The following is a 14,787-nucleotide window of genomic DNA, read 5'->3' on the forward strand; positions in this document are numbered from 1 at the left end:
CGGCCCGCCGGGCGGGCCGCGGGTTTCGGATCGACGGTGTCCGTCACGGCCGTCCGGCGCGTCCGGACGGAGGGTTGCGGGCCGTCAGCCCTCCGCCTTGGCGAGGAAGTCGAAGTCGCAACCCTCCGGAGCCTGCGTGACGCTGCGCCGGTAGAGCGCCTTGTAGCCCCGGGCCGGGACCGGCGGCGGCCGGTGGTCGGCGAGCCGGCGGGCGATCTCGTCCTCCGCGACCAGGAGATCGACGCGCTTGTCCCGGATCGACAGGCGGATGCGGTCGCCGTCGCGCACCGCGGCCAGCGGTCCGCCCACCGCGGCCTCCGGGGCCACGTGGAGGACGATCGACCCGAAGGCCGTGCCCGACATCCGCGCGTCGGAGATGCGCACCATGTCCTTCACGCCCGCCTGCGCCAGCTTCTTGGGGATCGGCAGGTAGCCCGCCTCCGGCATGCCGGCCGCGTGCGGGCCGGCATTCTGCAGGACGAGGATGTCACCGGGCGCCACGTCGAGCGCGGGGTCGTCGATGCGCGCCGACAGGTCCTCCAGGCCGGTGAACACCACCGCCCGGCCCTCCGACTCGAACAGGTCGGGCGTCGCCGCCGCGCGCTTGAAGATCGCCCCGTCGGGCGCGAGGCTGCCGGACAGGGCCACCAGGCCGCCGACCGGCGACACGGGATCCGCCGCGGTGCGGATGACCGCGCGGTCGACCCAGGACTCCGGCTCGTCCAGGCGCTCAGCGAGCGTCCGGCCCTCCACGTCCACGGTGTCGAGATGGAGGAGCGGGCGCAGCTCGCGCAGGAGCGCGCCCATGCCGCCGGCGGCGTGGAAATCCTCCATGTAGCCCTGCCCCACGGGCTTCAGGTCGACCAGCACCGGCGTCTCGTCGGAGATCTGGTTGAAGCGCTCGGGCGAGATCCGGATGCCGAGCCGCCCGGCGATGGCGGTGAGGTGCACGATGGCGTTGGTCGAGCCCGACACCGCCATCAGCACGCGGATCGCGTTCTCGACCGACTTCTGCGTGATCACCTGGGAGGGCCGGATCCGCGTCTCGATCAGCCGCACCGCCGCGCGGCCGGTCTCCTCGGCGGCCACCAGCCGGTCGGAATGCACCGCCGGGATCGCGGCGGTGCCCGGCAGCGACATGCCGAGCGCCTCGGCGATGCACGCCATGGTCGAGGCCGTGCCCATCACCGCGCAGGTGCCGGCCGTGACGGAGAGCCGACCCTCGACCTCGGCGATCTCCTCGACGTCGACGGTGCCGGCCCGGTACTTGGCCCAGAAGCCCCGGCAATCCGTGCAGGCGCCGAGCCGCTGGCCCCGGTGGCGGCCGGTCGACATCGGGCCGGTGACGAGCTGGATCGCCGGCAGGTCGGCGGAGGCCGCGCCCATGAGCTGGGCCGGCACGGTCTTGTCGCAGCCGCCGATCAGCACCACCGCGTCCATCGGCTGGGCGCCGATCATCTCCTCGGTGTCCATGGCCATGAGGTTGCGGTACATCATGCTGGTCGGGTTGAGGAAAACCTCGCCGAGCGACACGGTCGGGAACGGCCGCGGCAGGGCGCCGGCCGCCAGCACGCCGCGGGAGACCGCCTCCACCAGCTCCGGCATGCCCCGGTGGCAGTTGTTGAAGCCCGACGGCGTCATGGCGATGCCGACCACCGGCTTGTTCAGCAGGCCGACCGAGATGCCCATCGAGCGCGCGAAGGAGCGGCGCAGGTAGCGGGCGAAGTCGCGGTCACCGTAATTGGTCAGGCCGCGGTCGAAGCCGTGCGGTTCGTCGGTCATGGTCGTCTCCTCGCGTGGGCGGCCCGGGTTGCCCCGGCCGTCCGGTCTGTCTCAGCGGTCGCCGGGCTCCCGGCTCCCGGAGCGCGCGTCGAGCAGGTCCTCGCGCGCGTCGTCCCACCCCTGTCGTTCGCGCCGCGTTCCCGGCGGAGCGCCGCCGGATCGGTTGCGGCCGCCGACGGCATCGGGGTGCGGACAGGCATGTCCCAGTCCGGCGCCGATGACGAGGCCTCTCAAGGCATGGCCCATCGGATAGGTGTCCGAGAAGGGGCCGCGCGGGTTCCGGAGCGCGAAAAGCGCGGCCGCGTCACCGCGCCCGGTGCCGGCTCCCACGGCGGCGCCTGCGTTCCGCACGATCCGTCCGGCGTTGCATCCGTAGCGGGACAGAGATCGCTCAGGCGGCGGGCGATCTGTAAGACGGTTCCGGCGTCGGCGGCCCCGGCGCTTCGCGGCAACGGGCTACCGGGTCACGTCATGGATTTGCGCAGAGCCGCGGTCGGGCTCACCCGTCAGGTGCGTGACGCCGTCCGCGGCCGGCCGGGCACCGTGTCACCGCGCGGCTCGACGGGGCGCGCGAGGACCGGGCTGTCGCGGCGATCGCTGGGCATCCTGCTCGTCCTCGCGGCGACGGCCGTCTGGCTGGCCGTCGCCCTCGTGCCCAACCTCCTCGGGAAGGGCGGAGCCCTGTGGGCGATCGTGCACGGCGCGTGCGTCCCCCACGCGTTGCGCGGACAGGGCCCCGCACCGTGCAGCCTGGTCGACCTGGAGGGCGGGGTCGAGAAGGGATACGCCATCCTCAAAGACCTTCGCGGTCGGGCGCAGTTCCTCCTGATCCCGACGGCACGCATCACCGGCATCGAGAGCCCCGTGCTCCTCCAGCCCGGCACGACGAACTACTTCGCCAAGGCGTGGCGCGCCCGAACCTTCGTGGAGGAGCGTCTCGGCCATCCGCTCGACCGGCGGGACGTCAGTCTCGCGGTGAATTCGCAGCTAAGGCGGACTCAGGGGCAGCTGCACATCCACATCGACTGCGTCCGCCAGGATGTCCGCGACACCCTCCGCCGCCTCGCACCCACGATCGGGGATCGCTGGGCCCCTCTCGCGGAGCCGCTGGTCGGTCGCCCGTACAGGGCGATGCGCGTGCTCGGCGAGGATCTCGGCACCGCGGACCCGTTCGACCTGCTGGCGCGCGACGACGGGGCGCGCTCGGCCATGGGCGAGCACGCCCTGGCTGTCGTGGGCGCCGAGTTTCCGGGCGCGAAGCCGGGCTTCGTGCTCTTGGACGGTCTGGTGACCAGCCGCTTCGGCAAGGCCTCCAACGGCGAGGTCGTGCAGGACCACACCTGCGCCGTGGCGGCGGAGCCCGCATCGAGCGGGTTTCGGCCACTGGAAGACTGACGCGGGCGGATCCGGCTTCCGCCGCGGGTCGGGTTGCGCGGTGCCGGCCGCGGGCCGCATTCCGGCCGGCCCTCGCGTGAGCAACGTCGCGGCGGCCGGCGGCGGCGCGCCTGCGCGCAAGTCTTATAAATGACCTTAAATCTGCGCCGACGCCCGCAGCGGGGCGGGTAGCCCGAGACAAGGGCCGACTCTGGCGCGTGCCATGTCGACGATCATCGCGACGAGAGCGAGGGCGAGAGCCGGTCGCACTCCGCCGATCCGCAGCCAGTCCCCTCGCGCACGGGGCGCCTCGGTGCAGCCACCGGGAGCTCGGCCCTCAAGTCATATATATGACACATGAATGTTGACAGGCCTTCCCGGGGGCGTATCCTCGATCCGACGCCGACGAGGTCGCGGACTTCGCAAGATCGGCGCGCGGACAGGTGAGGAGCGCCATGACGGCACGGAGCATCATCCGGCTCGTCGGGACGGTCGCGGTCCTATGGGGGGCGCTCGGCGCCGCCCGGGCCGAGGTCTCGACCGTGCGGCTCGCCAAGCAGTTCGGAATCTCCTACCTGCCGCTCACCGTGATGGAGGAGGAGGGCCTGCTGGAGAAGCAGGCCAAGCAGCGCGGCCTCGATCTCAAGGCCGAGTGGCTGCGCTTCACCGGCGGCTCGGGGATGAACGAGGCCCTGCTGTCCGGCAACCTCGATCTCGCCTCCGGCGGCGTCGGCCCGTTCCTGACGATCTGGGGCCGGACGCAGGGCAATCTCAAGGTCAAGGGCGTGGCGGCGCTGAACGCGATGCCGCTCTGGCTGGTCACCATCAACCCGGCGGTGAAGTCGATCACGGATTTCGGCCCCCAGGACAAGATCGCCCTGCCGACCGCCAAGACCTCGATACAGGCGATTACCCTGCAGATGGCCGCCGAGAAGGCCTTCGGGCCGGGCCAGCAGGGCAAGCTCGACGCGCTGACCGTCTCGATGGGGCACCCGGACGCGCAGACCGCCATGATGGGCGGCCGCTCCGAGATCACGGCCCATTTCGGCTCGCCGCCCTTCCAGGAGATGGAGCTGAAGGACCCGCGCGCCCGCAAGGTGCTCGACAGCTACGACGTGATGGGCGGCCCCCACACCTTCAACCTCGTCTGGGCGACCAACCGTTTCGTCACCGAGAACCCCAAGGTCACGGCGGCCTTCCGGGCGGCGCTGGAGGAGAGCCTCGCGCTGATCCGCGACGACCCGGCCCGGGCCGCCGCCCTGTGGATCAAGGCCGAGGGGGCGAAGATCTCGCCCGAGGAGGCCGTGGCCATCATCCGCGCGCCGCAGAACGCCTGGACCACCAAGCCCGAGCGGATGCTCGCCTACCTCGCGTACATGAACCGGGCCGGGCTGGTCTCGGCCAAGGCCGACAGCGAGAGCGAGCTGTTCTTCCCCGATCCGAACGCTGCCGGCACTCCGAAGGAGGCCAACCGGTGACGGCTCCCGTCGGCCACGCGGCCGTCGACCCGGGCGCAGGCGAGACGCTGCGGGTGCATGTCCGGCGCGGCGAGACCGTCGCGGACTACGCGGTGCCGCGCCGGGCCAACCAGACGGTACTCGACGTCGTCACCGAGATCCAGCGCGACCAGGACCCCACCCTCGCCTACCGGTTCGCCTGCCGGGTCGGCATGTGCGGCTCCTGCGGCATGACGGTGAACGGGCGCCCGCGCTGGACCTGCCGGACCCGGGTCGCCGCCGTGGCGCCCGACGGAGAGCTTCTGCTGGAGCCCCTGCGCAACCTGCCGGTGGTGAAGGACCTCGCGGTCGACATGGAGCCCTTCTTCGAGAAGTGGCGCCGGGCCCACGGCTTCTTCGAGCCGGGCGAGAACCCGCCCGAGGATTTCGCGGTCGTGGAACCGGAATCCGCCGCGCGCCGGGAGGTCGATGCCGGCATCGAGTGCATCAATTGCGGCGTCTGCTACGCCGCCTGCGATCTGGTGACGTGGAACCCCGACTATCTCGGGCCGGCGGCCCTCAACCGGGCCTGGACGCTGGTCAACGACGTGCGCGACCGCGACCGGGATCGGCTCGCCGCGGTGGCGGGCGATGCCGGCTGCCACTCCTGCCACAGCCACATGAGCTGCACCGAGCACTGTCCGAAGGGCCTGAGCCCGACCTTCTCGATCGCGGGCCTCAAGCGCGAGACCGGCAAGGCGGCGCTGCGCCGGTTCTGGAGGCGCGGATGAGCCCGCTCCTGTACCTCGCCCAGCGCGGCACCGCGGCGATCCTGGCGGTCACGGTCGCGGTCCATCTCGGCACGATCCTCTACGCGGTGCGCGGCGGGCTCACGGCCGGCGAGATCCTGGGCCGGACGCAGGGCAACCTCGCCTTCCTGCTGTTCTACGCGGTCTTCGTTCTGGCGGCCGCGATCCACGCGCCGATCGGCCTGCGCAGCGTCCTGCGCGAGTGGACCGCCTGGCGCGGCCGCTCCCTCGACGTCGCCATGATCGCCCTCTCGGCCCTGCTCGCCGGGCTGGGCCTGCGGGCGGCACTCGCGGTGTACGCGGCATGAGGACCGCCCCGGGCACGGCCGGGCGGGCCGGCATCACCCGCGCGTCCCTGCGCCGGCCCGGCTTCGCCGCCGCGCTGATCCACCGGCTCTCGGGGATCGCCCTGGCGCTGTTCCTGCCGATGCACTTCATCGCGCTCGGCACCGCGCTCCAGGGTGCCGACCGGCTGGAGAGCTTCCTCGGCCTCACCCATAACGGCCTCGTCCGCACGGCCGAATGGGGCCTCGTCTGCGCGCTCGCCGTCCACATGGCGCTGGGGTTGCGCGTGCTCGCCATCGAGTGGCTGCGCTTCCGCGAGCGCAATGCCCGCGTCGTGGCGGGCTGTCTCGCGGCCGCCTTCGCGGTCGGCCTGCTGTTCCTCCTCAGCGGGGCCTGATCCCCCGACCGTCACCAGCGGAGACCCGCCATGGATCTCGACATCCGCGAATTCGAGGAGGTCTGCCGCGACCTCTACGTCCGCGCCCTGAAGATCCTGCCGCCCGACATCAAGGCGGGCTTCGCCGCCCTGCAGCGGGCCGAGACCAGTGCCACCGGCCGCGCCATCCTCGACACGATGGTGGAGAACGTCGCGGTCGCGGAGCGCACGAAGAATATCCTCTGCCAGGATACCGGCATCCCGATCTACAACGTCGTGATCGGCGCCGGCGTGCGCCTCGACGGCGCCGCGCTCAAGGCCGCGATCCGGCGCGGCTGCGAGCGGGCCACGAAGGAGTTCTCCCTGCGCTCGTCGGTGGTCCATCCGATCACCCGCAAGAACGAGCAGACCTCCTGCGGCATCCGGGTACCGATCATCCACGTCGACTTCGACGACCGGCCCGAGACCGTGGCGGTGGAGATGATCCCGAAGGGCTCGGGCTCCGAGAACGGCTCGTTCCTGCAGATGCTGCTGCCCTCGGACGGGATCGGCGCGGCCAAGCGCTTCGTCATCGACCGGGTGATCGAACTGGGCGGCCGGGTCTGCCCGCCGACCATCGTGGGCGTCGGGCTCGGGGGCACCTCGGACCTGTGCATGCACCTCGCCAAGGTGGCGGCGACCCGGCCGCTGCGCTCGGTCTGCGCCGACCCGGAGGGCGCGCGGATCGAGGCCGAGCTGTCGCGGGCCGTGAACGAACTCGGCATCGGCCCGCAGGGGCTCGGGGGCCGGTCCACGAGCTTCGCCGTCCATGTCGAGCTCGCCGCGACCCACATCACCCAGAACCCGGTCGCGGTGAACATCCAGTGCCACTCGGCCCGCCGCGCCCGCGCGACGCTCACGCCCGGCGGCATCGCGTTCGATTGAGGAGCAGACCGTGGCCCACCACGTCCTCGACATGCCGGCCACTGAGGCCGAGATCCGGGCGCTCCGGATCGGCGACACCGTCACCCTGCGGCGCTGGCTGTTCGGCATCCGCGACGCGACCCTGATCCACATGTTCGACCGGGACCGCCAAACCCGGCTCGACCTCGACGGCCACGCGGTGATCCACACCGCGCCGAACGTCCACCGCGTCCCGGTCTCCAACGAGGCGCCGGTCGGCTTCGCGCCGTTCTGCATCGGCACCACCACGTCGATGCGCATGGAGCGCTTCACCGACGCGCTGATGGAGCGCGAGGGCGTGCGCCTCATCGTCGGCAAGGGCGGCATGGGGCCGGCGACCCTCGACGCCTTCGCGCGGCGCGGCGGCGCCTACCTGGCAATCGTCGGCGGCGCGGCGGCGCTGGAGACCACCTGGATCGAGACCATCGTGGACGTCGACCTCGACGATCTCCATCCCGAGAGCCTGTGGCAGTTCGCGATCCGCGATTTCGGGCCGCTGCTGGTCGGCATGGATTCGCACGGCGGCTCGCTCTTTGCCGACGTGCAGCGCGACGTGGCCGCCCGGCGCGACGCCGTCATCGCCTCCCTCGAGGACGCCCGATGAGCCCCGAACAGGTCGAGACCGACATCCTGATCCTCGGCTCCGGCGGGGCCGGGCTGTTCGCGGCGCTCCACGCCAAGAAGGTCGCGCCGGACCTCGACGTCACCGTCGCGGTGAAGGGTCTGCTGGGGAAATGCGGCTGCACCCGCATGGTCCAGGGCGGCTACAACGTGGCGCTGGCGCCGGGCGACTCGGTCGAGCGGCACTTCATGGACACGATCGAGGGCGGCAAGTGGCTGAACGATCAGGCGCTGGCCTGGACGCTCGTCACCGAGGCGCAGGTGCGGATCCGCGAGCTGGAGACCGAGCTCGGCTGCTTCTTCGACCGCAACCCGGACGGCAGCGTCCACCAGAAGGCCTTCGCCGGTCAGACCTTCGACCGGACGGTGCACAAGGGCGACCTCACCGGCATCGAGATCATCAACCGCCTGTCCGAGCAGGTCTGGCGCCGGGACGTGCGCCGCCTGGAGGACCATCGCGCCCTGGAGCTGATCCCGGCCCGGGACGGGTCGGGGCTGGCGGGCGTGCTGATGCTCGACATGCGCACCGGTGAACCGAAGCTGGTGCGGGCGAAGGCCGTGCTGCTCGCCACCGGCGGCGGGCCGACCATGTACAAGTACCACACGCCGTCGGGCGACAAGTCCTGCGACGGTCTCGCCATGGCTCTGCGCGCCGGGCTGCCGTTGCGCGACATGGAGATGGTGCAGTTCCACCCGACCGGGCTGCTCGCCGGCGCCGGCACCCGCATGACCGGGACGGTGCTGGAGGAGGGCCTGCGCGGGGCCGGCGGCTGGCTCCTCGATTCCACCGGCCAGCGCTTCATGGAGGCCTACGATCCGCGGGCCGAGCGCGCGACCCGGGACGTGGTCAGCCGCTCGATCATGCGGCGGTTGCGCGACGGCTTCGCCACGCCGAGCGGGGGCGTGCACATCCAGATGAGCCATCTCGGCCCCGAGGACGTGCGCCGCCGGTTCAAGGGCATGGTCGAGCGCTGCGCCGATTGCGGCTTCGACCTCGCGGGCGGGCTCGTCGAGGTCATCCCCACCGCCCACTACATGATGGGCGGCCTCCAGTTCGCGGTCGACTGCACCACCGCGCTGCCGCGCCTTTACGCTGCCGGCGAGGATACCGGCGGCGTCCACGGGGCGAACCGGCTGGGAGGCAACGGAGTCGCGAACTCCACGGTGTTCGGGGGGCTCGCCGGCCAGTCCATGGCGCGGGCCGTGACGCGCGAGGGCCGCCTCGCCGAGCCCGATCCCGCCGCCATCGAGGCGGGCCTCGCCCGCACCTACGGGCCGCTCGGCCGGCCGGCGGAGTCGCTGCCGGAGATCCGCGAGGCGCTCTACGAGACGATGTGGGCCGATGTCGGCATCCTGCGGGACGCGGCTGGGCTGACCCGGGCGCTCGCGACCCTCGACGGGCTCTCCGACGCGGTCGCCCGGGCCGGCGCGCCGGACGGCGACCGCCGCTACGCGCTGACCTGGATGGACCGGCTGAACCTCGAGAACCTCGTGCTGGTCTCCCAGGCGGTCGCCCGGGCGGCGCTCGCCCGCACCGACAGCCGCGGCGCCCATTTCCGCGAGGATTTCCCGGAGGCCTCGGACCTCGCGACCTCGCACTACACGGTGGTCCGCCAGCGCGGCGGGGCGCTCGACCTCGCGATGGAGCCGGTGCACTTCACGCATGTGCGGCCCGGCGGCTCGCTCCTCGACGCCGCCGCCTGAGGAGAGCCCGTCCATGCAGACCCTGCGCGGCGCCGACATCGTGGCCCGGACCCTGGAGGCGCTCGGCGTCACCCAGATCTTCACCCTGTCGGGCAACCACATCATGCCGGTCTTCGACGCCCTGCTGGAGACCGGGATCAGCCTCGTCCACACCCGCCAGGAGGCGGCCTGCGTCCACATGGCCGACGCCTGGGGCCGGCTGACCGGCGAGGTCGGCGTCGCCCTGGTGACCGGTGGGCAGGGCCACACCAACGGCGCGGCGGCGCTCACCACGGCGCTCGCGGCCGAGTCGCCCGTGCTGCTGCTCTCGGGCCATGCGGGCCTGTCGGAGCTCGGGCGCGGCGCCTTCCAGGAACTGGCCCAGGCCGACATCGCCCGGCCGATGACCAAGGCCGCCTGGACCGCCGGGTCGGTCGCCGCCCTCGGGCCGGACCTCGCCCGGGCCTTCCGGATCGCCCGGGAGGGGCGGCCCGGCCCGGTCCATCTGAGCCTGCCGGTCGACCTGCTGGAGGCGGCCGTCCCCGCCGCCTCGGTGCGGATCCCGGACCGGGCCGCGGCCGCCATCCGGGTCGCCGAGCCGGCGCCGGATCTCGTGGCCGACCTCCTCGCCGCCCTCGCGGAGGCGGAACGGCCGCTGATCGCCTGCGGCCCGGCGCTGTGCGACGCCTCCGGCCGGGCTGCCATGGCAACGCTGGAAGAAACTCTCGGCCTGCCGGTCGTCGGCATGGAGAGCCCGCGCGGGATCAACGATCCGGCGCTCGGCGCCTTCGCGGAGATCCTGGCGCGGACCGGCCTCCTCGTGCTCCTCGGCAAGCCGCTCGACTTCACCCTGCGCTTCGGCGCGGCGCCCGCCCTCGCGCCCGACTGCCGCTTCGCCGTCGTCGATCCCGATCCGGCGCTGTTGGCCCGCGCGCCGGCCGACCGCCTCGCCGTCTCGGGCCTCGCCGATCCGCGGCCGGTGCTGGCGGCGCTGACCGCCCGCGCCACCGCCCTCCCCCGCCGGGACGCCTGGCACCGGGAGGCGCGGGCCGCCCTCGCCTACCGGCCGCCCGCCTGGGCGGATTTCCACGGGACGGGTCAGCGCCTGCACCCGGTGGAGCTGTGCCGGGCGGTCGACGCCTTCCTGGAACGCCACCCCGACGGCACGCTGATCTGCGACGGCGGCGAGATCGGGCAATGGCCGCAGGCCCTGGTCCGCGGCGGGCGCCGGCTGATCAACGGCGTCTCGGGCACGATCGGCGCGTCGATCCCCTTCGCGATCGCCGCCGCACTGGAGCGGCCCGGCGCCCCGGTGGTCGCGGTGCTGGGCGACGGCACCTTCGGCTTCCACATGGCCGAGTTCGACACCGCCGTGCGCTATCGGATCCCGTTCATCGCGGTGGTCGGCAACGACGCGCGCTGGAACGCCGAGCACCAGATCCAGCTGCGCAGCTACGGCCCTGAGCGGACGCGCCACTGCGACCTGCTCCCGACCCGCTACGACGCGGTCGTCCAGGCCCTCGGCGGCTTCGGGGCGCTGGTGACCGAGGCGGCCGAACTTCCGGCGGCGCTGGAGGCGGCCCAGGCCAGCGGCCTGCCGGCCTGCATCAACGTGATGATCGAGAGCGTGGCGGCGCCGGTGATCCGCCGCCCTGGCTGAGGAACACCGCTTAGGAGGGGGGATCATGCGCAGACGCGACGTTCTGGCGGGCGCCGCGGCGCTCCTGGCGGGTCCCGTCCCGGGGCGGGCCGACGAGGTCGGCGCGGTGGCGATCGCCCGCCAGCCGAGCCTCGGCCACCTGCCGCTGATGCTGATGGAGGAGCAGGGCCTGCTCCAGAAGGCCGCGGCCGCCCGCGGCGTGGCGGGGCTCCAGGCGCGCTACCTCACCCTCGCCGGCGGGGCGGCGATGAACGACGCCCTGCTCTCCGGGACGATCCAGTTCGCGGCCGGCGGCGTGCCGCCCCTCGTGCTGCTCTGGTCGAAGACCGAGGGCACCGCCATGGCGGTGAAGGGCGTGGCGGCGATGAACAGCATGCCGCTCCTGATGAACACCAGCAATCCGAAGGTGCACCGGCTCGCCGACTTCACCGACCGGGACAAGATCGCGCTCCCCGCCGTGAAGGTCTCGGTCCAGGCGATGTTCCTGCAGATGGCCGCCGAGAGGGAGCTCGGCGCAGGCCGCCGCAACGACCTCGACCGGCTCACCGTCACCCTCTCCCATCCCGACGGCATGGCGGCGCTCCTCGGGGGCAGCGAGGTGACGGCCCACTTCACCGCCGCGCCGATCCAGGAGCTGGAGCTGCGCCGGCCCGGCATCCGCACGGTGCTGAACAGCTTCGACGTGCTGGGCGAACCCTCGACCTTCAACGTCGTCTGGGCGTCCTCGGCCTTCGCGGGCGCCAATCCCCGTGTCGTCGCGGCTTTCAACGCCGCCCTGGACGACGCGCTCGCCGCGATCACGGCCGATCCGTCGGAGGCGGCGTGCGCCTACGTGCGGCTCGCCCGCGACGGGAGCGATGTCGGGCTGATCACCGAGATCCTGAAGGACCCGCAGGTCTCCTTCACGGCGACGCCCCGGGCGGTCGGAAAGGTCGCCGACTTCATGGCCCGCACCGGCACGATCCGTCGCCGGCCGGAGAGCTGGAAGGACCTGTTCTTCGCGGGCGTCCACGACAAGGCGGGCAGCTGACGCCCCACCGGCCGCGCTCAGTTCTGCAGCAGGCCGGGCAGCGCCAGGGCCGTCGTGGTCAGGCCGATCGCGGCGAGCAGCGCGAGGACGAGCGTGCGGAAGCGGCGCTGGTCGATCCGGGCGAACAGCGAGAGCCCGGCGAGCACGCTCACCAGCACCACCGGCAGCGCCAGGGCGAGGTCGCCGACGAGTTCGGGCGGCAGCGGATCGAGATAGAGGAGGATCGTCAGGGCCCAGACCTGCATCACCAGGGTGAAGGACTGGTAGACCGCCCGCTGGGTGCGCGGATCCCAGCCGCGCACGAGGCTCCAGGCCGTCGGCAGGGCTCCGGACAGGCCCGCGATGCCGCCCAGCACGCCGCCGAGGAAGCCGATCGCGCCGTCGCTCCAGCGATTGCCGAAGCCGACCCGGTAATCGGCGCGCAGCAGGGCGACGCCGCCGCTGTAGAGGACCAGGAAGGCGCCGATCGCGACCTTGATGAAGCGCGGATCGAGATCGTGCAGCAGGTGGATGCCGATCGGCGCGCCGACGAGGCCCGGCAGGATCATCGCGAAGGCGGTGCCCCGCGGCGGCCAGGTCCGCAGGCGCAGGATCGAGATCACCTGCGAGAGGATGCTGCAGACGAGCACCAGGGCGGTCGCCTCCACGGGCGTGCGGATCGACAGCAGCGTGCCGGAGGCGATCAGCGCGAAGGCGAAGCCCGTCAGGCCCGAGATCACGCCGGCGCAGCCGACGCAGAGGACGAGGAGGAGCGTCTCGTTCACCGGGGGCGCCCGGCCCGGCCGATGCCATCCGCGCGCACACCCGCCATTCTCGTCCTCCCGGCCCACGTCCCGCCGGGGCGGGCTCTCTTCCCATGTATCTTATATAAGACCTGTCCGACTGGGCAAGGCGCATGCCTCTGCGGCGCGCCAGGGCTGCCCATCCGGATCCGGCCCGCGACCTCCCTTCGTCACAGAGGAGGATGGGGCGCTCGGTGCCGTCCCCGAACCAGTGAAATCACCCGCACCCCTCGATCACCCGTTGACGCCGGACACCTCATTGGTCTTATATAAGACCAGTCGCCGCCGAGAAGCCGACGACGCAGATCAGGAGGACCGCATGAGCAGCCACGCCGCGTCCGGCGCGGGGCGCCGCAAGCCGCATCTTCTCGCCCATTCCCCCCAGGACAACGTCGCCGTCGCGGTGATCGAGGGCCTGAGCGCGAGCACCGACGCCTTCGGGGTGGTCACCGAGAACGACAGCACCTTCGAGGTCCATGTCCGCCACGACATCCCGATCGGCCACAAGGTCGCGCTCACCGACCTGAAGGCCGGCGACACGGCCATCAAGTACGGCCAGGACATCGGCAAGGTCATCAAGGACGTCGCCAAGGGCGAGCACGTCCACGTCCACAACGTCAAGACGAAGCGCTGGTGAGGTGACGATGTTCAAGGAAGCCGCTCAGCTCGAACACGAGATCGCCACCCCCTTCGTCGGCGGTGCGCCCGATCAGTTCGCCACCAAGGCGCTCGCGACCGGGCGCGCCTCGGAGAACTACACCTCCGCCACCTTCATGGGCTGGCGCCGGGAGAACGGCCGGGTCGGCGTGCGCAACCACGTCGTGCTCCTGCCGCTGGACGACCTGTCCAACGCCGCCTGCGAGGCGGTCGCCAACAACGTGAAGGGCACGATGGCGCTGCCCCACGCCTACGGCCGGCTCCAGTTCGGCGAGGATCTGGACCTCCACTTCCGCACCCTGATCGGCATCGGCTCGAACCCGAACGTCGCCGCCGTCGTGGTGATCGGCATCGAGGACCAGTGGACCAACCGCGTGGTCGAGGGCATCGCCAAGACCGGCAAGCCGGTCGTCGGCTTCGGCATCGAGGGCCACGGCGACATCGCGATCGTCGCCAAGGCGAGCTACCAAGCCAAGCGCTTCGTGCAGTGGGCCACCGAGCTCCAGCGCGAGGAATGCCCGATCGCCGACCTCTGGGTCTCGACCAAGTGCGGCGAGTCCGACACCACCACCGGCCTCGCCTCCTGCCCCACCGTCGGCAACATGTACGACAAGCTGATCCCGCACGGGATCTACGGGGTGTTCGGCGAGACCTCGGAGATCACCGGCGCGGAGCACCTCTGTCGCGAGCGGGCGATCAGCCCGGAAGTCTCCGACAAGTGGTACACGATGTGGAAGGCCTACCAGGACGACGTGATCGAGGCCCACAAGACCGACGATCTCTCGGACTCGCAGCCCACCAAGGGCAACATCGCGGGCGGCCTCACCACGATCGAGGAGAAGGCGCTCGGCAACCTCGAGAAGATCGGCCACGAGTGCCGGTTCATCGACGCGCTGCAGCCCGCGGAGGCGCCCGCCAAGGGGCCCGGCCTGTACTTCATGGACACGTCCTCGGCGGCGGCCGAGTGCGTCACCCTGATGGCGGCGGCCGGCTACGTGGTGCACACCTTCCCGACCGGCCAGGGCAACGTCATCGGCAACCCGATCGTCCCGGTGATCAAGATCACCGGCAATCCCCGGACCGTGCGGACCATGGGTGAGCATATCGACGTCGACGTCTCGGGTGTGCTCACCCGTGAGATGACGATCCCGCAGGCCGGCGACGCGCTCATCGACATGGTGGTGCGCACCGCCAACGGCCGGCTCACGGCGGCCGAGTCCCTCGGCCACCGGGAATTCGTGATGACGAAGCTCTACCGCAGCGCCTGACGCACAAGTCCCGCGCCCGCGGACCGCGATCCGGTCCGCGGGTGCAGCCCCGACGCCACGGGGTCAGGACCACGCCGGAGCG

Annotated in this window: 14 protein-coding genes; 12 read left to right on the top strand and 2 right to left on the bottom strand. The window is 72.1% G+C overall.

The window, feature by feature from the left end; translation table 11 throughout:
- Positions 1-84: 84 nt before the first annotated feature.
- Complete coding sequence (locus tag ACQKQD_RS28995; protein WP_427510279.1) at positions 85-1,782, bottom strand: IlvD/Edd family dehydratase; 1,698 nt, start codon at positions 1,780-1,782, stop codon at positions 85-87.
- A gap of 471 nt (positions 1,783-2,253) precedes the next feature.
- Between ACQKQD_RS28995 and ACQKQD_RS29000 the strand changes: the two genes are divergently transcribed.
- The 10 genes from ACQKQD_RS29000 to ACQKQD_RS29045 all read left to right on the top strand — a co-directional run bounded on the left by ACQKQD_RS29000 (position 2,254) and on the right by ACQKQD_RS29045 (position 11,998).
- The gene (locus tag ACQKQD_RS29000; RefSeq protein WP_091927608.1) at positions 2,254-3,177 is read left to right on the top strand and encodes a CDP-diacylglycerol diphosphatase; all 924 of its coding nucleotides are present in this window, start codon (positions 2,254-2,256) and stop codon (positions 3,175-3,177) included.
- A 434-nt stretch (positions 3,178-3,611) separates the two neighbouring features.
- A complete protein-coding gene (locus tag ACQKQD_RS29005; protein WP_427510280.1) occupies positions 3,612-4,634 on the top strand; it encodes an ABC transporter substrate-binding protein in 1,023 nt (340 codons plus the stop codon).
- Positions 4,631-5,383, top strand: coding sequence for a succinate dehydrogenase/fumarate reductase iron-sulfur subunit (locus ACQKQD_RS29010; protein ID WP_020094912.1), 753 nt, complete (start codon positions 4,631-4,633; stop codon positions 5,381-5,383). The genes ACQKQD_RS29005 and ACQKQD_RS29010 overlap by 4 nt, the downstream gene beginning before the upstream one ends.
- On the top strand, positions 5,380-5,709 hold the full coding sequence (locus ACQKQD_RS29015) for a succinate dehydrogenase (RefSeq protein ID WP_091681693.1): 330 nt from the start codon (positions 5,380-5,382) through the stop codon (positions 5,707-5,709). Before ACQKQD_RS29010 ends, ACQKQD_RS29015 begins: the two co-directional genes overlap by 4 nt.
- On the top strand, positions 5,706-6,083 hold the full coding sequence (locus tag ACQKQD_RS29020) for a succinate dehydrogenase, cytochrome b556 subunit (RefSeq protein ID WP_091978503.1): 378 nt from the start codon (positions 5,706-5,708) through the stop codon (positions 6,081-6,083). Before ACQKQD_RS29015 ends, ACQKQD_RS29020 begins: the two co-directional genes overlap by 4 nt.
- A 30-nt stretch (positions 6,084-6,113) precedes the next feature.
- Positions 6,114-6,986 (top strand): fumarate hydratase, encoded by an 873-nt coding sequence (locus tag ACQKQD_RS29025; protein WP_427510281.1) that lies wholly within the window; start codon positions 6,114-6,116, stop codon positions 6,984-6,986.
- A gap of 10 nt (positions 6,987-6,996) precedes the next feature.
- Positions 6,997-7,608 (top strand): fumarate hydratase C-terminal domain-containing protein, encoded by a 612-nt coding sequence (locus ACQKQD_RS29030; RefSeq protein ID WP_427510282.1) that lies wholly within the window; start codon positions 6,997-6,999, stop codon positions 7,606-7,608.
- Entirely contained in the window at positions 7,605-9,329 is a 1,725-nt protein-coding gene (locus ACQKQD_RS29035; protein WP_427510283.1) for an L-aspartate oxidase, read from the top strand. The genes ACQKQD_RS29030 and ACQKQD_RS29035 overlap by 4 nt, the downstream gene beginning before the upstream one ends.
- A gap of 13 nt (positions 9,330-9,342) precedes the next feature.
- Positions 9,343-10,968: a thiamine pyrophosphate-binding protein gene (locus tag ACQKQD_RS29040; RefSeq protein ID WP_427510284.1), complete on the top strand. Its 1,626-nt coding sequence runs from the start codon at positions 9,343-9,345 to the stop codon at positions 10,966-10,968.
- A 25-nt stretch (positions 10,969-10,993) separates the two neighbouring features.
- Complete coding sequence (locus ACQKQD_RS29045; protein ID WP_427510285.1) at positions 10,994-11,998, top strand: ABC transporter substrate-binding protein; 1,005 nt, start codon at positions 10,994-10,996, stop codon at positions 11,996-11,998.
- Between the two features lie 17 nt (positions 11,999-12,015).
- On the opposite strand, the gene ACQKQD_RS29050 is transcribed toward ACQKQD_RS29045, so the two are convergent.
- Complete coding sequence (locus tag ACQKQD_RS29050; RefSeq protein WP_056530594.1) at positions 12,016-12,762, bottom strand: sulfite exporter TauE/SafE family protein; 747 nt, start codon at positions 12,760-12,762, stop codon at positions 12,016-12,018.
- A 337-nt stretch (positions 12,763-13,099) separates the two neighbouring features.
- Between ACQKQD_RS29050 and ACQKQD_RS29055 the strand changes: the two genes are divergently transcribed.
- Positions 13,100-13,417, top strand: a complete 318-nt coding sequence (locus ACQKQD_RS29055) for a UxaA family hydrolase (protein ID WP_020094921.1) — start codon at positions 13,100-13,102, stop codon at positions 13,415-13,417.
- A gap of 7 nt (positions 13,418-13,424) precedes the next feature.
- A complete protein-coding gene (locus ACQKQD_RS29060; protein ID WP_056530944.1) occupies positions 13,425-14,705 on the top strand; it encodes a UxaA family hydrolase in 1,281 nt (426 codons plus the stop codon).
- Positions 14,706-14,787: the final 82 nt, after the last annotated feature.

It is taken from the genome of Methylobacterium sp. NPDC080182 (assembly GCF_050281105.1).
In the GTDB taxonomy this organism is placed as follows: Bacteria; Pseudomonadota; Alphaproteobacteria; order Rhizobiales; family Beijerinckiaceae; genus Methylobacterium.

What these genes read in the sequence shown, in the direction of transcription:
- ACQKQD_RS28995 (WP_427510279.1), bottom strand. Translation starts at nt 1,782, where the DNA reads ATGACCGACGAACCGCACGGCTTCGACCGCGGCCTGACCAATTACGGT.
- ACQKQD_RS29055 (WP_020094921.1), top strand. Translation starts at nt 13,100, where the DNA reads ATGAGCAGCCACGCCGCGTCCGGCGCGGGGCGCCGCAAGCCGCATCTT.
- ACQKQD_RS29035 (WP_427510283.1), top strand. Translation starts at nt 7,605, where the DNA reads ATGAGCCCCGAACAGGTCGAGACCGACATCCTGATCCTCGGCTCCGGC.
- ACQKQD_RS29045 (WP_427510285.1), top strand. Translation starts at nt 10,994, where the DNA reads ATGCGCAGACGCGACGTTCTGGCGGGCGCCGCGGCGCTCCTGGCGGGT.
- ACQKQD_RS29000 (WP_091927608.1), top strand. Translation starts at nt 2,254, where the DNA reads ATGGATTTGCGCAGAGCCGCGGTCGGGCTCACCCGTCAGGTGCGTGAC.
- ACQKQD_RS29020 (WP_091978503.1), top strand. Translation starts at nt 5,706, where the DNA reads ATGAGGACCGCCCCGGGCACGGCCGGGCGGGCCGGCATCACCCGCGCG.
- ACQKQD_RS29040 (WP_427510284.1), top strand. Translation starts at nt 9,343, where the DNA reads ATGCAGACCCTGCGCGGCGCCGACATCGTGGCCCGGACCCTGGAGGCG.
- ACQKQD_RS29005 (WP_427510280.1), top strand. Translation starts at nt 3,612, where the DNA reads ATGACGGCACGGAGCATCATCCGGCTCGTCGGGACGGTCGCGGTCCTA.
- ACQKQD_RS29060 (WP_056530944.1), top strand. Translation starts at nt 13,425, where the DNA reads ATGTTCAAGGAAGCCGCTCAGCTCGAACACGAGATCGCCACCCCCTTC.
- ACQKQD_RS29015 (WP_091681693.1), top strand. Translation starts at nt 5,380, where the DNA reads ATGAGCCCGCTCCTGTACCTCGCCCAGCGCGGCACCGCGGCGATCCTG.
- ACQKQD_RS29025 (WP_427510281.1), top strand. Translation starts at nt 6,114, where the DNA reads ATGGATCTCGACATCCGCGAATTCGAGGAGGTCTGCCGCGACCTCTAC.